General features: G+C 73.2%; 19 protein-coding genes. 5 read left to right on the plus strand and 14 right to left on the minus strand.

The annotated features are described in order from the left end of the window. Positions 1 to 163: 163 nt before the first annotated feature. The 4 genes from ACWD6P_RS34400 to ACWD6P_RS34415 form a co-directional block, all read right to left on the minus strand. Entirely contained in the window at positions 164 to 814 is a 651-nt protein-coding gene (locus ACWD6P_RS34400; RefSeq protein ID WP_451448135.1) for a hypothetical protein, read from the minus strand. Positions 815 to 942: 128 nt separating this feature from the next. Next, positions 943 to 1,611, minus strand: coding sequence for a GntR family transcriptional regulator (locus ACWD6P_RS34405; RefSeq protein ID WP_451448136.1), 669 nt, complete (start codon positions 1,609 to 1,611; stop codon positions 943 to 945). Between the two features lie 82 nt (positions 1,612 to 1,693). Further along, positions 1,694 to 3,058 (minus strand): aminotransferase class III-fold pyridoxal phosphate-dependent enzyme, encoded by a 1,365-nt coding sequence (locus ACWD6P_RS34410; protein WP_451448137.1) that lies wholly within the window; start codon positions 3,056 to 3,058, stop codon positions 1,694 to 1,696. 198 nt (positions 3,059 to 3,256) lie between these two features. Further along, positions 3,257 to 3,724: a hypothetical protein gene (locus tag ACWD6P_RS34415; RefSeq protein WP_451448138.1), complete on the minus strand. Its 468-nt coding sequence runs from the start codon at positions 3,722 to 3,724 to the stop codon at positions 3,257 to 3,259. 119 nt (positions 3,725 to 3,843) lie between these two features. Between ACWD6P_RS34415 and ACWD6P_RS34420 the strand changes: the two genes are divergently transcribed. Both ACWD6P_RS34420 and ACWD6P_RS34425 read left to right on the plus strand, forming a co-directional pair. Further along, entirely contained in the window at positions 3,844 to 4,542 is a 699-nt protein-coding gene (locus tag ACWD6P_RS34420) for a response regulator transcription factor (protein ID WP_451448139.1), read from the plus strand. Between the two features lie 3 nt (positions 4,543 to 4,545). Beyond that, the gene (locus ACWD6P_RS34425) at positions 4,546 to 5,886 is read left to right on the plus strand and encodes an ATP-binding protein (RefSeq protein ID WP_451448140.1); all 1,341 of its coding nucleotides are present in this window, start codon (positions 4,546 to 4,548) and stop codon (positions 5,884 to 5,886) included. Between the two features lie 17 nt (positions 5,887 to 5,903). On the opposite strand, the gene ACWD6P_RS34430 is transcribed toward ACWD6P_RS34425, so the two are convergent. From ACWD6P_RS34430 to ACWD6P_RS34440, 3 genes are all read right to left on the minus strand, one after another. Beyond that, positions 5,904 to 6,701 (minus strand): polyphosphate polymerase domain-containing protein, encoded by a 798-nt coding sequence (locus ACWD6P_RS34430; protein ID WP_451448141.1) that lies wholly within the window; start codon positions 6,699 to 6,701, stop codon positions 5,904 to 5,906. Further along, positions 6,698 to 7,396 (minus strand): DUF4956 domain-containing protein, encoded by a 699-nt coding sequence (locus ACWD6P_RS34435; protein WP_451448142.1) that lies wholly within the window; start codon positions 7,394 to 7,396, stop codon positions 6,698 to 6,700. Before ACWD6P_RS34435 ends, ACWD6P_RS34430 begins: the two co-directional genes overlap by 4 nt. Positions 7,397 to 7,692: 296 nt before the next feature. Beyond that, a complete protein-coding gene (locus ACWD6P_RS34440; RefSeq protein ID WP_451448143.1) occupies positions 7,693 to 8,976 on the minus strand; it encodes an adenylosuccinate synthase in 1,284 nt (427 codons plus the stop codon). 206 nt (positions 8,977 to 9,182) lie between these two features. Between ACWD6P_RS34440 and ACWD6P_RS34445 the strand changes: the two genes are divergently transcribed. Beyond that, positions 9,183 to 10,208, plus strand: coding sequence for a hypothetical protein (locus ACWD6P_RS34445; protein ID WP_451448144.1), 1,026 nt, complete (start codon positions 9,183 to 9,185; stop codon positions 10,206 to 10,208). Here the strand turns inward: ACWD6P_RS34445 and ACWD6P_RS34450 are convergent. Continuing rightward, positions 10,205 to 10,714, minus strand: coding sequence for a GbsR/MarR family transcriptional regulator (locus tag ACWD6P_RS34450; protein ID WP_451448153.1), 510 nt, complete (start codon positions 10,712 to 10,714; stop codon positions 10,205 to 10,207). The genes ACWD6P_RS34445 and ACWD6P_RS34450 overlap by 4 nt on opposite strands. Before the next feature lie 102 nt (positions 10,715 to 10,816). On the opposite strand from ACWD6P_RS34450, the gene ACWD6P_RS34455 reads away from it, so the two are divergent. After that, entirely contained in the window at positions 10,817 to 11,788 is a 972-nt protein-coding gene (locus ACWD6P_RS34455; protein ID WP_451448145.1) for an ATP-binding cassette domain-containing protein, read from the plus strand. Next, positions 11,785 to 13,425 (plus strand): ABC transporter permease, encoded by a 1,641-nt coding sequence (locus ACWD6P_RS34460; RefSeq protein ID WP_451448146.1) that lies wholly within the window; start codon positions 11,785 to 11,787, stop codon positions 13,423 to 13,425. Before ACWD6P_RS34455 ends, ACWD6P_RS34460 begins: the two co-directional genes overlap by 4 nt. 113 nt (positions 13,426 to 13,538) lie before the next feature. Here the strand turns inward: ACWD6P_RS34460 and ACWD6P_RS34465 are convergent, their stop codons facing one another. The 6 genes from ACWD6P_RS34465 to ACWD6P_RS34490 form a co-directional block, all read right to left on the minus strand. Beyond that, the gene (locus ACWD6P_RS34465; RefSeq protein ID WP_451448147.1) at positions 13,539 to 14,195 is read right to left on the minus strand and encodes a response regulator; all 657 of its coding nucleotides are present in this window, start codon (positions 14,193 to 14,195) and stop codon (positions 13,539 to 13,541) included. Beyond that, entirely contained in the window at positions 14,192 to 15,559 is a 1,368-nt protein-coding gene (locus tag ACWD6P_RS34470) for a sensor histidine kinase (protein ID WP_451448148.1), read from the minus strand. Before ACWD6P_RS34470 ends, ACWD6P_RS34465 begins: the two co-directional genes overlap by 4 nt. Positions 15,560 to 15,633: 74 nt before the next feature. Beyond that, positions 15,634 to 16,389 carry an alpha/beta hydrolase family protein gene (locus ACWD6P_RS34475; protein WP_451448149.1) on the minus strand — a complete coding sequence of 252 codons (756 nt, stop codon included), beginning with the start codon at positions 16,387 to 16,389 and terminating at the stop codon, positions 15,634 to 15,636. After that, positions 16,386 to 17,633, minus strand: coding sequence for a kynureninase (gene kynU / locus ACWD6P_RS34480; RefSeq protein WP_451448150.1), 1,248 nt, complete (start codon positions 17,631 to 17,633; stop codon positions 16,386 to 16,388). Before kynU ends, ACWD6P_RS34475 begins: the two co-directional genes overlap by 4 nt. After that, positions 17,626 to 18,468: a tryptophan 2,3-dioxygenase family protein gene (locus tag ACWD6P_RS34485; RefSeq protein ID WP_451448151.1), complete on the minus strand. Its 843-nt coding sequence runs from the start codon at positions 18,466 to 18,468 to the stop codon at positions 17,626 to 17,628. Before ACWD6P_RS34485 ends, kynU begins: the two co-directional genes overlap by 8 nt. Before the next feature lie 148 nt (positions 18,469 to 18,616). After that, a complete protein-coding gene (locus tag ACWD6P_RS34490) occupies positions 18,617 to 19,030 on the minus strand; it encodes a DUF3151 domain-containing protein (RefSeq protein WP_451448152.1) in 414 nt (137 codons plus the stop codon). Positions 19,031 to 19,242: the final 212 nt, after the last annotated feature.

Here is a 19,242-nt window from a genome sequence, read left to right on the forward strand (position 1 = left end):
GCGGGGGGCTTTTCGGGTGCCGGTGTCGGGCCTCCGGGGCAGTGTTTCCGGACTGCTTCGCTTTACGTCCGGAAACACTGCCCCTCCGGCCCGCCACCTCCCGTTGGGGGTGGGAAGGGGCCGGTGGGGGTGCCTGTTGTGGTGAAGTCTCCGTGGTTGTGGGTCAGCTGAAGACGATCATGGAGCCTTGGCCCAGGCTTCGGGTGGCTGCGGCGTGCAGGCCGAGCCACACATGGCGTTCCCGGGCGAAGGGGCCGTCGTCCAGGGGCAGTGTGCCCGCGCGCTCTTCCAGAGAGGTGGGGCCGGCCGGCGGTGCCGGAGCCGCCGGGGGATTGGCCGGATCGATGCCCAGGGATGGCGCAACCAGTTCGAGGTCGCGCAGCAGACCGTGCGAGGAACCCAGCGGGCCGCCGCCCTCCAGCAGCTCGTCGTTGGCGAGCGGGTGCGGGAAGTCGACCGGGACGTACGCGCCGGCGTGGTCGTAGTGCCACACCAGGTGGGACTGCTGAGCGGTGGTCTCGAACATCTCCAGCAACTGCTCGTAGTCGCCGCCCAGTTCGTCCACCGGAGTCACCTCCAGCCCGCACAGCCGCAGCAGGTAGGCGCGGCGCAGGAAGTGCAGCGCGTCGTAGTCGAAGCCGGCGATGGGGGCGACGTCGCCCGACAGGCCCGGCATGTAGCTGAAGACCGGAACCGGTGGCAGTCCCGCCTCCGTCAGGGCCTTGTCGTAGGCGGCGATCTCTTCGGAGAACGGGTTGTCGGGGCTGTGGCACAGCACATCGACGAGGGGTACCAGCCACAGGTCACATGCCACGGGTGAGGGCTCGCTTCCGGTCGGGGACGGGGACACCGGCGCACGTACAGCTACGGACACGGCCGGTTACGGCCGAGTCGGGACAGCGTAGTGCCCGGCGCGCCATCCGACGAGAGCGGGCGTGGGCGCTATCCGACGAGGGCGAGGGAGTGTTCGTTGTACTCGGCGATCAGCTGCTGGGCGGCCGGCAGGTCGTGGCGGAGCAGGGCGTCGGCCAGGGCGCTGTGGCCCTGCCAGAGGCGGCCTCGCAGGTCGGGGTCGCGGCGCAGCAGCGGGACCGCGAACATCCAGGTCTGGACGCGGATCCGGTCGAGGAAGTCGCTGATGTAGGCGTTGTTCACGATGCTGCTCAGCTCGCGCCAGAACCTCAGGTCGTAGCCGATGAGCACGTCCAGGTCGCCGGCCCGGGCGGCCCGCTCGGCCTCGTCGGCGCGGCGGCGGATGGAGATCAGCACCTGGGACGGGGTGGCGCGCAGGGCCCGGTCGGCGTCGCTGCGGAAGATGCCCTCGATGATCAGGGTGCGGGCCTCGACCATGGCGCGGAAGTCGTCGGCGGTGAAGGCGTGCACCTTGAAGCCGCGGTGCTGTTCGACGTCGAGCAGGCCCTGGGCGCACAGGTCGAGCAGGGCCTCGCGCACCGGGGTCGCGGAGACGCCGTACTGGTCGGCGATCTCCTTGACGGTGAAGGGGTGGCCGGACGGCAGCCGGCCCGCCAGGACCTCGTCGCGCAGCGCGTCGGCGATCTGCTGGCGCAGGGTGCTGCGACGTATGACTGAGCTGTCTCCGCCGGCGGCCATCGTGTGCGTCTCCTTCGACGTCCGTGACCGCGCAGGTGGGAGCGGCCCCCGCCCACGATAGGCGAGGGCCGGTCGCACGGCTTCAGACGGTGTGCGCGTCCGCTGCGGTGAGCGCCTCGTCGAGGGCGGTCAGGCCCTCCTTCGCCTCGGCCTCGGTGATCGTGCAGGCCGGGACGACGTGCGTACGGTTCATGTTCACGAACGGCCACAGACCGCCGCGCTTGCAGGCCGCGGCGAATTCGGCCATCGGAGCGTTGGCTGCGCCGGAGGCGTTGTAGGGCACCAGCGGCTCGCGGGTCTCCTTGTTCCTGACCAGGTCAAGGGCCCAGAAGACGCCCAGGCCGCGGACCTCGCCGACGGAGGGGTGCCGCTCGGCGATCTCGCGCAGGGCCGGGCCGATGACTCTCTCGCCGATCTCGGCCGCGTTCTCGACGATCCGCTCCTCGGCCATCGCGTTGATGGTCGCGACGGCGGAGGCGCAGGCCAGGGGGTGTCCCGAGTACGTCAGGCCGCCGGGGTAGGGGCGCTGGGAGAAGGTCTCGGCGATCTCGGCGCTGATCGCGACGCCGCCCAGGGGGACATAGCCGGAGTTGACGCCCTTGGCGAAGGTCAGCAGGTCGGGGGTGACGCCGAAGTGGTCGGCGGCGAACCAGCGGCCGGTGCGGCCGAAGCCCGCCATGACCTCGTCGAGGATGAAGACGATGCCGTAGCGGTCGCAGATCTCGCGGACGCCGGCGAGGTAGCCGGCCGGCGGGACCATGATCCCTGCGGTGCCCGGGACGGTCTCCAGGATGATCGCGGCGATCGACTGCGGGCCCTCGAAGGCGATGGTCTGTTCGAGGTGCGCGAGGGCGCGCTCGCACTCCTGCTGCTCGCTGTCGGCGTGGAAGGCGGAGCGGTAGAGGAACGGGCCCCAGAAGTGGACGACGCCCGCGGAGGCGGTGTCGGAGGGCCAGCGGCGCGGGTCGCCGGTCAGGTTGATCGCGGCGGCGGTGGCGCCGTGGTACGAGCGGTAGGCGGAGAGCACCTTGGCGCGGCCGGTGTGCAGCCGGGCCATCCGGACCGCGTTCTCCACGGCCTCCGCGCCGCCGTTGGTGAAGAAGATCTTGTCGAGGTCCCCGGGGGTGCGCTCGGCGACCAGCCGGGCGGCCTCCGAGCGGACGTCCACGGCGAAGCCGGGCGCGATGGTGCACAGCTTCGCGGCCTGCTCCTGGATGGCCGCGACGACCTTGGGGTGCTGGTGGCCGATGTTGGTGTTGACCAGCTGGGAGGAGAAGTCGAGGTAGCGGTTGCCGTCGTAGTCCCAGAAGTACGAGCCCTCGGCGTCGGCGATCGCCAGCGGGTCGATCAGGCCCTGCGCGGACCAGGAGTGGAAGACGTGCGCGCGGTCGTCGGCCTTGACGGCGGCGCCGGCGGCAGGGTCGGCAGCGGGGTGCTTCGTGGTCACGGTCAGTACCTCGGATCGGGTCGCTCGGGTCCGCCGTGGACGGGCGGCGAACGCCCACAGCCTAGGGATCACGGTGTGCTGACCGGTACCGACAGTGTGTATGGCGCTCGCCACGCGCGCGGACAGACTGTCTACGGTTCTGGAGGAATCTCCAGGTGACAGCCGCGGCGGCGGCATCGAGGGCCTGCCGGCCGGGCGTCAGTCGTCGCGATCGGGCACCGGGTGGGCCCTCGGCCGTCCGTCCCGGCAGCGGATCTCGTACGGGAGGTCCTCGCCCATGTCGTCGTCCAGCGGCTCGAATGCGAGGGCGGCGGTGGCGGCGGGGCCGCGGGCCACGTCGTCGTCCACGTGGAATCCCGCGTCGGGGCTCCAGGCCGTGAGGTAGATCCGGCCGTCGGGGCGGCACACCGCGGTGAGGCTGCCGCCGGTGACCCGCAGGGTGCGGGCGGGGGCCGCGGGGGGCGGGGCGGCCGTCGGGGAGGGGCGGCTCCGCGTGGCGTGGGCGGAGCGGGCCGCGGCGAGGCGCTCGCGCAGCGCGTCGTCGTCCAGCGTGACGGCGCCGGCAGCACGGTCGACGATGCCGGCCAGCGACCACGCACCCAGCCCGCCCGCGGCCGCCAGCGCCGCCACCCAGGCCGCCGCCGTCACCGCCCCGCGCCAGGCCATGGCCGTCACCTCCCGTCGTGCGCAGTCTGCCGCACCCTTTCCTAACGCCCGGTTAAGGCCGGCTCAAAGCCCGTGGCCCGCCCTGCCGTTCGCGTATCGGCGCTGGCTACGGTGGCGGCATGGCCCATGTACTCGTCGTCGAGGACGACCCGCAGCTGCGCGGTGCGCTGCTGCGTGCGCTGCGCGACCGCGGCCATGCCGTCGCCACCGCCGCGACCGGGATGTCCGGGCTCGACAGCGCCGTCACCCAACGCCCCGATCTCGTCGTGCTCGACCTCGGGCTGCCCGATCTGGACGGTGCGCAGGTGCTGCGGATGCTGCGCGCGGTCAGCGAGGTGCCGGTGATCGTCGCCACCGCGCGGGACGACGAGCCGGACATGGTCGCCGCCCTCGGTGACGGCGCCGACGACTACATCGTCAAGCCCTTCGGTGCCGCCCAGCTGGACGCCCGGATCAAGGCGGTGCTGCGGCGGCTGGGCGCCCAGGAGCCGGAACCCGCCGTATGCGTGGGCGCGTTGACGATCGACGTGACGGCGCGGGAGGTGACGCTGGCGGGCACCGCGCTGGATCTCACGCCCCGGGAGTTCGACCTGCTGGCCTATCTGGCGCGGCGCGCCGGGCAGGTGGTCTCCCGGCGGGAGCTGCTCGCCGAGGTGTGGCAGCAGCCGCTGGGCGGGGCCGACAAGACGGTGGACGTCCATCTGTCGTGGCTGCGGCGGAAGCTGGGGGAGACGGCGCAGCGGCCGCGCTACCTCCATACGGTGCGCACGGTGGGCGTGAAGCTGGCCCCGCCGGACACCGCCTCTCCGGGGCCCTGACGCATGCGCCGCAGCATTCTGCTCCTCACCGCCGCGACCACCGCGCTGGTCCTCGCCGCGCTGCTCGTTCCGCTGTCCCTGCTGGCCCGCAGCCACGCCGCCGACCGGGCCACCGCCGACGCCACCGCGCGCGCCCACTCCCTGGCCGCCGGCCTGGGGCACACGCTCGCCACGGCCTCCGGGCGCCGCGCCGCCGCCACCCTCGTCGCCGCCGCCAACGGCCCCGACCTGCCCCGTACGTCGGTGATCCTGGCCGACGGCACGGTCCTGGGCCCGGCGGCGCCGGTCACCGACGCGGTGCGGCTGGCCCGCTACGGGCGGGCGTTCTCGTACGAGCCCTCCGGAGGCGGGCGGGCCGTGCTGGTCCCCGTCCAGGGTGTGGCCGGCGGCACCGCCGTCATCCAGGTCGGCCTCGGCGAGGAGCAGCTGTACGCCGGGACGCTGGCCTCCTCCCTCGCCTTCGCCGGGATCGGCGCCGGGCTGATGCTGCTGGGCCTGGTCTTCGCCGACCGGCTCGGCTCCCGGCTGGTCGGCTCCACCCGCCGGCTGGCGGTCGTCGCCGACCGGCTGGCGGGCGGCGATCTGACCGCCCGCGCCGAGCCCTCGGGCCCGCCCGAGCTGCGCCTGGTCGCCGGTCAGCTCAACCATCTCGCCGAGCGCATCCAGGGCTTCCTGACCGCCGAGCGGGAGAACGCCGCCGACCTGGCGCACCGGCTGCGCACCCCGGTCGCCGCGCTGCGCCTGGACGCCGAGGGGCTGCGTGATCCGGCGGAGGCGGAGCGGATCGCCGCGGATGTGGCGGCCCTGGAGCGCAGCGTGGACGAGGTGATCCGGACGGCCCGCAAGCCGCTGCGGGACGGCGGCGGCGAGGCGGCGTGCGCCGACCTGGCCGCCGTCGTCCGCGAACGGGCCGACTTCTGGCGCCCGTTGGCGGAGGACCAGGGACGCGCCCTGGCCTTCGCCGCTCCCGACGGCGACGCGGCGGCAGCGGTGCCCGTACGTGCCGAGCGGACCGAGCTGGCGGCCGCGGTCGATGCGCTGATCGGCAATGTCTTCGACCACACGCCGGAGCGGGCCGGGATGCGGCTGGCGGTCCTGCGCGGGGACGGGGGCGGTGGCCGGCTGGTCGTCGAGGACGACGGGCCCGGCTTCCCCGACGGCCTGGTCCCCGGCCGCGGCAACAGCGGCGGCGGCTCCACGGGCCTCGGCCTGGACATCGTGCGCCGCGCCGCCCGGGAGTCGGGCGGCGCGGTGGAGTTCGGCGCCGCGGCGGGCGGGGGCGCCCGGATCGCGGTGGAGTTCGGGGGCGGGGCCGGCCGGGCAGGGGCGGCCGGCGGCGGCTGAGCGCCGCGGCGCGCGGGTCAGGCGGCGGCCGTGGGGAAGGCCGTCCGTACCGCCCGCCGCCAGTGATTGGCGCTCAGGTCCGGGCGCAGCGCCGCCAACGCACCGCAGTACTTGGTGAATTCGGCGGCCCGCAGTCCGTGGCCGTGCAGCAGCTGGTCCGCGGCCGTCAGACGGCCGGTGGTCTTGGTCTCGACGAGGACCAGTCCGCCGTCGGCCCGTACCGTGCGGCCGGTCTCCGGGTCCCGGCACAGCAGCGCCGCGTCGCAGGTGATGCGCTGACCGTCCGCGACGAACGTGGCCCGGACGTAGTCGGTCTCGATCGAGCGCTCCAGCTCGGTGGGGGCCGCGATGCCGTAGCAGCGGTCCAGTACGGAGGCGAGGAAGCCGCGCGACGCCGCGCCGAGGGCCGGGTCACCGGGCATCAGCGGCTGCCGGTGCTTGACCGTCTCCCCTCTGCGGCCCTTGAGCTTGATCTCGAACTGCCGCTCCCCGGTGTCCTCGTACAGCCGCTCGCGGATCTTGTAGCGCAGCCGTCGGCCCTGCCGGTGGTCGTGGAAGCACCGCAGGTCGGGGGTGTCGTAGTAGACGGAGTGGTAGCGGAACCAGCGGCGCCCGTTGATGCACAGCGCGGCGAACGGGCCACCGGGCCTGCGGGGGTCGGTGAGTTCGGCGGCGAACGGGGCGAAGACCTCGACCGGGACGAGGTAGCTGTGGTCGTAGCGGGCGAGGAGTTCGGCCCGTGCCTGGACGTCGGCGAGCGGCACGGGGCGCGCGGCCATGGTGGCGCGGGCGAGGGCGCGTACGGCGGGGTTCACACGGTCTCCTTGGCGGAGGAGGGGGGAGCTGGGGGAAGGGGGATCGTGCGGGACCGGGGAGCGCGCTGTCCGGTGGCGGGCGTCATGGTCGAAGGCGTTGCCGTCGTACGCGTTCTACGCTTCACGGACCGAGAAGGTTCCGATGCGCGGAAACGAACATCCACCACCATCAAGTCCCGGACGAAATCCACCTTCTGCACCGTCCAGCCCAGCGGCTCGCCCAGGCGCCGCGCCAAGTCGGCGCGCAGGGCTTCCTCGTCGGCGTGCACCACGTCCAGGGTGACCACGGCGCGGCGGGTGCCGGACAGCAGCCGCGGATGGTCGGCGACATGGATGACCAGCAACAGCAGCACGGCCAGCGCCGCGGCGACGGCGAGCGGCAGATGCGGCAGCGCGCACAGCAGGCCCAGCACCAGGGTCGTGAAGTAGTACGCGACCTCCTCGTGCTGGATGGAGTCCGAGCGCAGCCGGATGATCGACAGCACCCCGAACAGCCCGAAGCCGAGCGCCATGCCACCGCCCGCGCCCACCCGCGCCAGGGCCGCGACCACCGAGAACAGCGCGACGTTCAGCGCCAGATAGGCCGGCACCAGATCGCGCCGCCGGTGCCGCGGGTAGTACACGGCGAAGGTCAGCACGCCCACCGCGGCCAGATCGATCCCCAGCCGCGCCACCAGTTGCCCGTAGGTCTCCACGGCGTCTCCCACTCCCCTGCGTCGCATGGTCCGTCGTCGGTCCGTGCACGCTAGGAACGGCCGGGTTAAGGCCTCCCCCGGTGCGGGTTAAGGCGGGCCCCCGCCACGCCACGGCCCCGGACGGAACGCCCGTCCGGGGCCGTGGTCCGCGCGGGGGTCAGCGGACGTAGTTCTTGAGGATCTCGGTGTCGAGCCGGCCGGGCGGCACGCCCTTCCGCAGCGGATCACTCACGCGAGCGAAAAGAAGCCGTGGCCGGCGGGCAGACGCCCGCCGGCCACGACCGGAGATCACCGCGTCAGATGAACGAGTTGATCTCGATCGTCTCGTCGCGGCCGGGGCCGACGCCGATCGCCGAGATCGGGGCGCCGGACATCTCCTCCAGCGCCTTGACGTACGCCTGGGCGTTCTTCGGCAGCTCGGAGAAGGTCTTCGCCTTGGAGATGTCCTCGGTCCAGCCCGGCAGCATCTCGTAGACCGGCTTCGCGTGGTGGAAGTCGGTCTGGCTGTACGGCAGCTCCTCGACGCGCTTGCCGTCGATCTCGTACGCGACGCAGACCGGGATCTGCTCCCAGCCGGTCAGCACGTCCAGCTTGGTGAGGAAGAAGTCCGTCAGGCCGTTGACCCGGGTCGCGTAGCGGGCGATGACCGCGTCGAACCAGCCGCAGCGGCGGTCCCGGCCGGTGGTGACACCGCGCTCGCCGCCGATGGTGCGCAGCGCCTCGCCGTCCTTGTCGAACAGCTCGGTCGGGAACGGTCCGGCGCCGACGCGCGTCGTATAGGCCTTGAGGATGCCGATAACGCGGTTGATCTTCGTGGGACCGACGCCGGCACCCGTGCAGGCGCCGCCCGCGGTCGGGTTCGAGGACGTGACGAAGGGGTACGTGCCGTGGTCGATGTCGAGCAGCGTGCCCTGGCCGCCCTCGAAGAGCACGACCTTGTCGTCGTCGAGCGCGTTGTTGAGGATCAGCGTGGTGTCGGCGACATAGCCCTTGATCTGCTCGGCGTAGCCCAGCAGCTCCTCCACGACCTGGCCGGCCTCGATGGCGCGGCGGTTGTAGAGCTTGGTCAGGAGCTGGTTCTTGACGTCGAGCGCCGCCTCGACCTTCTGGGTGAGGATCGACTCGTCGTAGAGGTCCTGCACCCGGATGCCGACGCGGTTGATCTTGTCGGCGTAGGTCGGGCCGATACCGCGGCCGGTGGTGCCGATCTTCCGCTTGCCGAGGAAGCGCTCGGTCACCTTGTCGAGCGTGGTGTGGTACGAGGTGATCAGGTGCGCGTTACCGCTGATCAGCAGCTTGGACGTGTCGACGCCGCGCTCGTTGAGTCCGCTCAGCTCGGAGAGCAGGACCGCCGGGTCGACGACGACGCCGTTGCCGATGACCGGGGTGCACCCCGGCGAGAGGATTCCGGAAGGGAGAAGGTGCAGCGCGTACTTCTGGTCGCCGACGACGACCGTGTGGCCGGCGTTGTTGCCGCCCTGGTAGCGCACCACATAATCAACGGATCCACCGAGCAGGTCGGTGGCCTTTCCCTTGCCCTCATCACCCCACTGAGCACCGAGCAGCACAAGTGCGGGCACAGGCGTACACCCCTTCCGGGCGGGGCATGTCCAACGTGCGTGGATGGCGTCAGCGTGCGTGTTCACGCGTCCGTCATCGCTAGAGCCGTTGAACCGGTGCCCCGGAATAGACGAAGCCCCTGGCGCAATAGCGCAAGGGGCTCTTGCACCGAGATGCTACCTGAGGAAGGACCGAGGTGTCGGCGCAGCCTTCTGGGCACTCTCCCGTGGACTCCGTTCGGGGCCACCCCCTGCTCGTGGTCATCGACCCGGTCGCCCGCAGTACGGACGGGGAATCCGTGCGGATCGCGAAGGATGTCCTGTGCGCGGGCGCGGGGGCGAAAATCTGCCTGCCCGAGGGGCCGGAGGAGTTCGCGCGGATTCTTGCCCGGCGGGGGCAGCGGCGGCCGGTGGTGATCGGTGACGACCGGGCGCTGCTGAGGGTCGTGGGCCTGCTGCACAAGGAGCGGGAGCTGGCCGGGGTGCCGGTCTCGATGGTGCCGGTCGGGGCGCCGGCCGCCGTCGCGCTGAGCCGCACGCTGGGCGTGCCCACGGACACGGTCGCCGCGGCGCGGGCCGTCCTGGACGGCGGGGAGCGGCCGATGGACCTGCTCACGGACGACAGCGACGGGATCGTGCTGGGCGGGCTGCGGATCCCGTGCGGCAGCGACCGGGGAGGGCTCCCCCGCCGTGGTCCCGGGCCGCTGGTACCGGGGGCGGCCGCCCCGGCCGACGCCCTGGAGCCGGTGGATCCGGTGGCCGCGCGAGGTGCGCACGGCGGGCTGCCGGAGCGGCACCGGCCGTGGTGGGGGCCGGCCGCGCGGACCGCCCGTACGGCGCTGGCGCTGCTGGCACCGGCGGCGGGCCGGGGCGGCCGGCGCGCACAGGTGCCGGGCCAGCGGCTGCGGATCGAGGCGGACGGGGTGCTGCTGGCGGATCTGGACCGGCCGGTGCGCGGGGTGTCGGTGGTGCCGGGCGCCCACGCCGGGCCGTCTGGCCGGCCCGGCGGCGGCGCCGGCGGGGAGCTGGCCGAGGTCGTGGTGCACTGGCCGGACGAAGGGCGGCCGGTACGGGCCCGGGCGCGGGCGGTGACGGTGTCCGGCGCGGACTTCCACTACCGGGCGGACGCGGTGGTCGGCGGCCCGGTCAGGACCCGGACCTGGACCGTGCAGCCGGGGGCCTGGCGGCTGCAGCTGCCGCGGGGTGACGGGGCCTGGAGCGGACCCGGCCATGACCCATCGGTCAGGCCCTAGCCGTCGTACTCGGCGCGCAGCTGGTCGCGGTGGTCGCGCCAGCGCTCCAGCAGGGCGGGCAGCTCCTTTTGCAGGAACTCGAAGAAGACCAGGGTCTCGTTGAGGCGGCGGCCGGCGGGAGTGGTCGCGCCGAGGCTCTCGACGCCGTCGCGCAGCGTGCCCTCCCAGCGGGTGAGGACGTTCTCCCGGCGCGCCATGGCCTCGTACCACTGGTCGCTGTGGACGCGGTAGCGGTCGCGGCGGGAGCCCGGCTCGCGCTCCCGGCTGACCATGTCGACCTGGGCGAGGTAGCGGATCGCGCCGGAGACGGCGGCGGGGCTGATCTGGAGCTGCTCGCCCAGTTCGGCGGAGGTCAGCACGCCGGAGTCCGAGGCGAGCAGGCAGGCGAAGACCCGGGCGGGCATCCGCGCCATGCCCGCCTCGACCAGCTGGGCCGCGAAGCGCTCGACGAACCGCGAGACCGCCTCCCGGGTGCGTGTGTCGTCGCCCTGCTGCCGCTCACTCATGTCCGCCATATCCGCATCATCTCCCCTGATCAGAGCCGCTCCCCCGACTTTATACGGTTTCTTAACTTCACAAATTTATGAAACTAGCGTAGCTTCCGAATCATGACCAAGGCAATCGCTCCCGCTCCTGCGATCCGGGTGGACGGCCTCCACAAGTCCTTCGGGCGCACCCAGGCGCTCGACGGCCTCGACCTGGACGTCGAGGCGGGTGAGGTACACGGCTTCCTCGGCCCCAACGGCGCCGGCAAGTCCACGACGATCCGCGTCCTGCTCGGCCTGCTGCGCGCCGACGGCGGCACCGCCCGGCTCCTTGGCAGGGATCCCTGGCACGACGCCGTCGAGCTGCACCGCCGCATCGCCTACGTCCCCGGCGATGTCACCCTGTGGCGCAACCTCTCCGGCGGCGAGGTCATCGACCTCTACGGGCGGCTGCGCGGGGGCCTGGACACCGCGCGGCGGGCCGAGCTCCTGGAGCGGTTCGAACTCGACCCCACGAGGAAGGGGCGTACGTACTCCAAGGGCAACCGTCAGAAGGTCGCCCTGGTCGCCGCGTTCGCCTCCGACGTCGACCTGCTGATCCTCGACGAGCCGACCTCCGGGCTGGACCCGCTGATGGAGGAGGTCTTCCAGGACTGCGTCGCCGAGGAGCGCGACCGCGGCCGTACGGTCCTGCTCTCCAGCCATGTGCTGTCCGAGGTCGAGGCGCTCTGCGACCGCGTCAGCATCATCCGCAAGGGACGGACCGTGGAATCCGGCTCCCTGGGCGAGCTGCGGCATCTGACCCGCACCTCGGTCATCGCCGAACTCGCGGGGCCGCCCAACGGGCTGGCCGCGCTCCCCGGTGTGCACGACCTGGCCACCCAGCCGATCGCGGGAGGCCAGGGGCACCGCGTCCGGCTCCAGGTCGACACCGACAAGCTCGACGCCGTACTGCGCTCGCTCGGCAGCTCCGGCGTCCGCAGCCTGACCAGCACCCCGCCGACCCTGGAGGAGCTCTTTCTCCGGCACTACCAGGACGACGTACGCGGCGAGATGCGCGAGGGCGTGCGCGGTGCAGGGGCGGTCGCGCAATGACCGCCGTGGCCGCACACCTGCCCGCCCGCGCGGCGCGCGCCCGTCATCTGGCGGGCACCGGCGCCCTGTTGCGCCTCGCCCTGCGCCGCGACCGGATGATGATCCCGGCCTGGGTGCTGGCGCTCGGAGTCAGCGTCGCCTCCATGGGATCGGCCTTCGAGGCCCTGTACGACACCGCCGCCAAGCGCGCCCAACTGGCCGGCTCGATGAACTCCAACGGCTCGATGCGCGCGCTGTACGGGCCGGTCTTCAGCGACTCCGTCGGCGGCCTGATCGCCTGGCGGATGGCCGGCTTCGGTGCCGTCCTCGCCTCGGTGATGAGCCTGCTGATCGTCGTGCGGCACACCCGCGAGGAGGAGGAGACGGGCCGTCAGGAGCTGCTCTCCGCCGCGATGGTCGGCCGCCGCGCACCGCTGACCGCGGCCCTGCTGACGGCGCTGCTCGCCAACGCCGTACTCGCCGCCCTGATCGCCACCGGCCTGTCCGCGTCCGGTCTGCCGGCCGGCGGTTCGCTGGCGCTGGGCCTCGCCATCGGCTGCACCGGCATGCTCTTCGCCGCCCTGGCCGCCATCGCCGCCCAGCTCACCGAGAGCGCGCGGATGGCCAAGGGGCTGACCGGCGCGGCCCTCGGCCTCGCCTTCGCGCTGCGTGCCGCGGGCGATGCCGGCACGGCCGGTGCCGCCTCCCCGCTCACCTGGATCTCGCCGATCGGCTGGTCGCAGAACCTCCGCGCGTACGCCGGGGAACGCTGGTGGGTCCTGCTGCTCTTCGTCGCGGCGGGCGCGCTGGCGGTCGGTGCCGCATACGCCCTGACCGCCCGCCGCGACATCGGGATGAGCTTCCTGCCCGCCCGCCCGGGGCCGGCCGTGGCGCCGCGCTCGCTGGCCGGCCCCTTCGGGCTGGCCTGGCGTCTCCAGCGCACCACGCTGCTGGGCTGGGCGCTCGGCTTCCTGTGCGCCGGCGGGGTCTTCGGGGGGATCGCCGAGGGCGCCTCCGACCTGGTCGGCGGCAATCGGCAGACACGGGAGATCGTCGAGCGGATGGGCGGGCAGCAGGGGCTGACCGACGCCTTCCTGGCCACGATGACCGGCATGCTCGGCATGGTCGCGGCGATCTACGCGGCGGGGGCGGTGCTCCGGCTGCGCGGTGAGGAGACCGGGGAGCGCGCGGAGCCCGTACTGGCCGGCGCGGTGGGCCGGCTCCGCTGGGCCGGCAGCCATCTGGCCGTCGCCTACGCGGGCACCGCCGCCATCCTGGCCTGCGGCGGCCTGGCCCTGGGCCTGTCGTACGGCATCTCCGTCGACGACCTCGGCGGAGCGCTGGGGCCGGTCCTGGCCGCCGCGCTCGCGCAGGTCCCGGCGGTCTGGACGCTCACCGGGCTAGCGGTCCTGGTCTTCGGGGTGCTGCCCAAGGCGACCACCGCCGTCTGGGCCGTCGTGGGCGGCTGCCTGGCCATCGGGTGGATCGGCCCCAGCCTGAAGTTCCCCCAGTGGGTGATGGACCTCTCGCCGTTCGGCCATCTGCCCAAGCTCCCCGGCGCCGAGGCCACCGCGGCCCCGTTCCTCTGGCTGCTGGGACTGAGCGTCCTCTTCGCCGCCGTCGGCCTCACCGGACTCCGCCGTCGCGACATCGGCTGACCCCGGGCGGCGGTTTCACGTGAAACCGCCGCCCCCGCATCCGTGCGCCGCCGGAGCTGTAGCGGACTCCGGCGGCGCACTTCTTCTGTCCACAGCCTGTGGACGGCGATCCGTCAGCCTCCCGGCGTCACCAGCCGCGCCTCGTACGCGAAGACCGCCGCCTGCGTGCGGTCGCGCAGCCCCAGCTTCACCAGGATGCGGCTGACATGCGTCTTGACCGTGGACTCCGCGACGACGAGGTGCTCTGCGATCTCACCGTTCGACAGGCCCTGGGCGACCAGCACCAGCACCTCCGTCTCGCGCTCGGTGAGATCGGCGATGCGCTCCTGGGCGGGGGCGCGCGGGGTGCCCAGACGGGAGAACTCGGAGATCAGACGCTTGGTCACGGTCGGCGCGAGCAGCGCCTCGCCGGAGGCGACGATGCGCACGCCCTCGGCGAGCTGCCCGGCCGAGGCGTCCTTGAGGAGGAAGCCGCTGGCCCCGGCGCGCAGCGCCTGGTAGACGTACTCGTCGAGGTCGAAGGTGGTCAGCACCAGGACCTTGGCGTCCGCGTCGGCGGCGACGATCTCGCGGGTCGCCTCCAGACCGTTCATCTCCGGCATCCGGATGTCCATCAGGACGACATCGGGCTTGAGGACGGCGACCTTGTGCACCGCCTGGCGCCCGTCCACGGCCTCGCCGACGACCTCGATGTCCGGCATGGCGTTGAGCAGGACGGAGAAGCCCTCGCGGACCATCACCTGGTCGTCGACGATCAGTACCCGGATCATGCGTTGCTCCCCCCGGGCGTGGTCTCCCCCGCCGCGCTCGACACCGGGATGAACGCGGCGACCTCGAAGCCGCCGTCCTCGGTGTGATCGGCGGTCATCTCGCCGCCCAGCATCTGTACCCGTTCGCGCATGCCCAGTACGCCGTGCCCCGCGCCCGGTGACGGCTTGGCCAGCCGGCTCGGGGCGCCGTTGACGATCCGCAGGCCGATCCCGCCCAGGACGTAGGAGATCTCCACCCGGGCCTCGGCGCCCGGCGCATGCCGCAGCGCATTGCTCAGGGCCTCCTGGACGATCCGGTACGCGGACAGCTCCACGCCCTGCGGCAGCGGCCGGGGCGCGCCGGTGATCACGGCCTCGACGGTCAGTCCGGCGCTGCGGACGCTGCCGAGCAGCGAGTCGAGGCTGGCGAGCGTCGGCTGCGGGGCCTCCGGGTCGCTGTCGACGAAGGCGTCCGGGTCCTCGGAGCGGACCACGCCCAGGATGCGGCGCAGTTCGGTGAGCGCGGCGACGGCGTTCTCGCGGATCGTCGCGAAGGACGTGGCGAGCTCGGGCGGGGTGTTCTCGACCCGGTACGGGGCGGCCTCGGCCTGGATGGCGATCACGGACATATGGTGCGCGACCACATCGTGCAGCTCGCGGGCGATGGTGGCGCGCTCCTCCAGGAGCGTCCGCCGGGAGCGCTCCTCGGCGGTGGCGGTCTGCGTCTCGACGACCTGCCGGCGCTCCTCACGCCAGGCGCGCACCGCCGCGGCGGCGACCAGCACCACACCGAAGACGAACGCCACCGGCGGCAGCTCGCCCGGGTCACCGCCGGTGAACACCGTCAGCACGGCAGCCACACCAAAGGTGACCAGCCACATCTCCACCGCCAGCCGCGGCCGGGTGCGCAGCACCACGAGGGTCATCACGGCGAGGTGGGTGGGGAAGGCCGCGCCCCCGAAAGGGCTGGCGGACGCGGAGAAGCTCATCGCGGCGAACCACCCCACGACCGTCGCGAACAGCGAGATCCAGTAGGCGCCCACCGGGCGGAAGAGCGTGATGGCCGGCGGGGCGGCCACCAGCAGGCAGTAGCCGGCCACCAGGATGCCGCGCACCGGGCCGATGTCGTAGCTCATGGTGTAGGAGGCGAGGAAGACCAGCACCGCGAAGAAGCCCACGATCAGGTGCGGCAGCCAGCGCGCCCAGTGGCGCAGCCGCTCCGGCAGCCAGGGCACCCACCGGGACACCTTGGCGTCCTCCAGCGGCGGCAGCGGGCGGAAGGCGAAGGCGTCGACGAACAGGTCCTGGCGCAGCCGGTGCAGCGCGCCATGGGCAATCCGGGCCTCGGAGCGCAGGGAGCCCTGCGTCTGGGTCTTCTCGTTCACGCTGACAACGGTAAGCAGAGCGCGGCCCCGTGGCGTCCCCACCAGTGCGGATCTGGCGGGGTCCGTCTCAAGTACTACAGGGGCTGCTCCAGGAGCCCCAGCAGCGTGCCGCAGCTCGCCGTGCCGGGCGTGACCGGCGCGTAGTGGCCCACGCCCGGCAGCTCGCGCAGGTCCGTACCGGCGGGGTGCGCGGCCGCGTAACGGCGGGAGACGTCCAGGGGGACGTCCCCGTCGTCGGTGCCGTGCAGGATCGTGACCGGGACGCCGGCCGGGGGGCGGCGGGCCGGGTCGGCGGCGGCGAGGCGCTCCGGCAGGCCGGGGCCCGCGCCCAGGAGTTCGGCGACCGCGCCGTTGCTCAGTCCCAGCTCATGGGCGCGCGCCAGATCGGCGACCGGCGAGACGGCGATCACCCGGGTCACGGGCGTGCCGGGGCGGGCGGCGGCGAGCAGCGCGAGATGGCCGCCCGCCGAGTGGCCGACGACGACCAGGCCCCCGGCCGCGCCGGTCTCGCCCGCCGCCGCCTCGATGCCCGCCGCCACGTCCTCGAACGTCTGCGGCGCCCCGCCGCCCGCGCCGACCCTGCGGTACTCGGCCAGCGCCACCGGCAGCCCCCGCCCGGCCACCGCGGCGGCGAGCGGCGACAGGTGCCGGCGGTCGTAGGCCGCGCGCCAGAACCCGCCGTGCAGCAGCACCACCAGCGGGCCGGACGCCCCCGCCGCCGGCCCGTACAGATCGACGATCTGGTCCGGATGCGGGCCGTAGGCCACCGTGCGGTCCGGCGCCACCGGGGCGAGCCCCAGCAGCGCCGTCTCCTCGTCCGCCACGCTCACCCGCCGGCCCCGTCCGCGCCCGGCTGCGCCCCCAGCACCTCGCCGAGCGTCCACGCCGCCCGCTCCGCCTCCGCGAAGGAGGTGTAGAGCGGCGCGAAGCCGAAGCGCAGCACGTCGGGGTGGCGGAAGTCGCCGACCACCCCGCGCCGGATCAGCTCGGCCATCACCGCGCCCGCGTCCGGGCACGCCAGCGACACCTGGCTGCCGCGCCGCCGGTGGTCCAGCGGGGTGACCGGGCGGGCCCGGCCGGCCGGCACATACGCCGCCACGCACTCCAGGAAGAAGTCGGTCAGCGCGAGGCTCTTGCTGCGTACGTCCTCCAGGGCGACCCCCTCCCAGACATCCAGCGCCGCCTCCAGGGCGAGCAGCGACAGGATGTCCGGGGTGCCGACCCGGCCGCGCGCGATGCCGTCGGCGGGGGTGTAGCCGGGCTCCATCGCGAACGGGTCGGCGTGCGAGTTCCAGCCCGGCAGCGGCGACTCGAACCGCTCCTGGAGGCCCTCGCGGACATAGAGGTACGCGGGCGAGCCCGGCCCGCCGTTGAGGTACTTGTACGTACAGCCCACGGCGAGATCGACGTGGTGCGCGTCGAGCCCGACCGGCAAAGCGCCCGCGCTGTGGCACAGGTCCCAGACGGCGAGCGCACCCGCGGAGTGCAGCGCCGTGGTGATGCCAGGCAGGTCGTTGAGCTCGCCGGTGCGGTAGTCGATGTGGTTGACCAGCGCCAGCGCGGTGCGCTCGGTGACCTCGTCGGCGATCCGGGACGGCTCCACGGGCCGTACCGCGAGGCCCGTCATCCGGGCCGCGGACCGGGCGATATAGCCGTCGGTCGGGAACGTCGTGGCGTCGACCAGGATCTCGGTGCAGCCCTTCCCGGCCATCCGGACGCCGCCGACCACGGCCTTGAAGATGTTGACGCTGGTCGAGTCGCCGACCACCACCCGGCCCGGGGCCGCCCCGATCAGCTGAGCGATCTTGTCACCGACCCGCTCGGGCGCGCTCCACCAGCCGGACTCCGTCCAGGAGCGGATGCGCAGCTCGCCCCACTCGCGGGTGATGACCTCGGCTATCCGGTCCGGCACCGCCCGCGGCAGCGCGCCCAGCGAGTTGCCGTCGAGGTAGGCGGTGTCGTCCAGGGCGAACCGCCCGCGCACCGCGGCGAGCACATCGGCGGCGTCCAACTGCCCCGCGCGTACTGCCAGTTCACGCTCCGCAGCGTCATGGTTCACAGGCATCTCAGACATGGCTGCGCGCCGTCCACAGCTCGGGGAAGACGTTCTTGCGGGCCCGCTTCTCCAGCCAGGCCACGCCCGCCGAACCTCCGGTTCCCGTCTTCGTCCCCATGGCCCGCCGGGTCGCGACCAGATGGTCGTTGCGCCAGCGCCACACCAGCTCGGCGACATCGGTCAGCGCCTCGCCGAGCCGGACCAGCTCGGACTCCTGCGAACCGGCGTAGACCTCGGCCCAGACGGCCTCGACGGCCGGGTCCGGCTCGTAGCGCTGCGCCGGGTCCCGCTCCAGCACGGCCGCGGGAACGGCGTAACCGCGGCGGGCGAGCAGCCGCAGCACCTCGTCCCACAGGCTCGGCTCCTGCAAAGCCTTCTCCAGCTCGGCGTGCACCCGCGGGGCGCCGCGGTGCGGCACCAGCATCGACGCGGACTTCTCGCCGAGCAGGAACTCCAGCCGCCGGTACATCGCGGACTGGAAACCGCTGCCCTCACCGAGCGCGCTGCGGTACGCGTTGAACTGCGCCGGGGTCAGCTTCGCCAGCGGCTTCCAGGCGGCGTTCAGCGCCTCCAGCTCGTAGGTGGAGCGGCGCAGCGCCTCCATCGCCACCGTCACGTCGTCGCGGCGCAGCGCCGCGGCGGCGGTCTGCCACTCATGGACGATGACGGTGAACCACAGCTCCATGACCTGCGTGGTGACCAGGAAGACCATCTCGCCGGGGTCGTCGGAGAGCGGGTGCTGGAGGTGGGTGAGGACGTCCGCCTGGACGTAGTCCTCGTACGGGGTGGTACCTGCGAAGTCGAGGTTCGGGGTCTCAGGCTCCTGAGCCCCGCCGGTTACCTCGTGGGACATCGCTGTCTCCTCGAAACGTACTCCGGGTAGCGGTCCGCCCCTGCCATGCCGGCACGGGGGCCCCGGTCCCCACCGGGCATCTTCCGCAATGGTCCCCGCAGAGTGCAAGGCCCGCCTGGTCACAGGGCCAGGCGGGCCCGGTCCCGGCTCAGGAGAGGGTGTCGGCCGCGGTCGGCGAGGAGTCGCGCAGGAAGGTCGCGCAGCGCTCGTACTCGTCCTGCTCGCCGATCGCCTGGGCGGCACGGGCGAGGGCGTGCAGGGCCCGCAGGAAGCCGCGGTTGGGCTCGTGCTCGAAGGGCACCGGACCATGGCCCTTCCAGCCGGCCCGGCGCAGCGCGTCCAGACCGCGGTGGTAGCCGGTGCGGGCGTAGGCGTACGACTCGACGACCCGCCCTTGCTCGAACGCATCGTCCGCGAGCTGCGCCCAGGCCAGCGAGGAGGTCGGGTACTTCGCGGCGACATCGGACGGCGCGGTCCCCGCGGCGAGCAGCTCACGGGGCTCCGGGTCGTCGGGCAGATGAGTCGGGGGCGGTCCCCCGAGCAGATTCTCGTGAATGGGCATGCCACTAGTCTCTCGCAGCCCGTCCGCTGCGCTTGGCTGGCTTCCCACGTTTTTGGCTTTCCCGCCGTGGGGGTTTGTCGCCGTTGCGCCTGCGGCGGGCTGGGTGCCGCTGCGCGGGGCTTTTCGGGGTGCGGTGGCGGTCCTCCGGGGTAGGGGTGTGGGACTGCTTCGCTTTACGTCCCACACCCCTACCCCTCCGGCCCACCACCTCC

This window comes from Streptomyces sp. NPDC002446 (assembly GCF_053595675.1).

What these genes read in the sequence shown, in the direction of transcription:
- ACWD6P_RS34405 (WP_451448136.1), bottom strand. Translation starts at nt 1,611, where the DNA reads ATGGCCGCCGGCGGAGACAGCTCAGTCATACGTCGCAGCACCCTGCGC.
- ACWD6P_RS34415 (WP_451448138.1), bottom strand. Translation starts at nt 3,724, where the DNA reads ATGGCCTGGCGCGGGGCGGTGACGGCGGCGGCCTGGGTGGCGGCGCTG.
- ACWD6P_RS34420 (WP_451448139.1), top strand. Translation starts at nt 3,844, where the DNA reads ATGGCCCATGTACTCGTCGTCGAGGACGACCCGCAGCTGCGCGGTGCG.
- ACWD6P_RS34425 (WP_451448140.1), top strand. Translation starts at nt 4,546, where the DNA reads ATGCGCCGCAGCATTCTGCTCCTCACCGCCGCGACCACCGCGCTGGTC.
- ACWD6P_RS34450 (WP_451448153.1), bottom strand. Translation starts at nt 10,714, where the DNA reads ATGAGTGAGCGGCAGCAGGGCGACGACACACGCACCCGGGAGGCGGTC.
- ACWD6P_RS34455 (WP_451448145.1), top strand. Translation starts at nt 10,817, where the DNA reads ATGACCAAGGCAATCGCTCCCGCTCCTGCGATCCGGGTGGACGGCCTC.
- ACWD6P_RS34460 (WP_451448146.1), top strand. Translation starts at nt 11,785, where the DNA reads ATGACCGCCGTGGCCGCACACCTGCCCGCCCGCGCGGCGCGCGCCCGT.
- ACWD6P_RS34465 (WP_451448147.1), bottom strand. Translation starts at nt 14,195, where the DNA reads ATGATCCGGGTACTGATCGTCGACGACCAGGTGATGGTCCGCGAGGGC.
- kynU (WP_451448150.1), bottom strand. Translation starts at nt 17,633, where the DNA reads ATGTCTGAGATGCCTGTGAACCATGACGCTGCGGAGCGTGAACTGGCA.
- ACWD6P_RS34485 (WP_451448151.1), bottom strand. Translation starts at nt 18,468, where the DNA reads ATGTCCCACGAGGTAACCGGCGGGGCTCAGGAGCCTGAGACCCCGAAC.
- ACWD6P_RS34490 (WP_451448152.1), bottom strand. Translation starts at nt 19,030, where the DNA reads ATGCCCATTCACGAGAATCTGCTCGGGGGACCGCCCCCGACTCATCTG.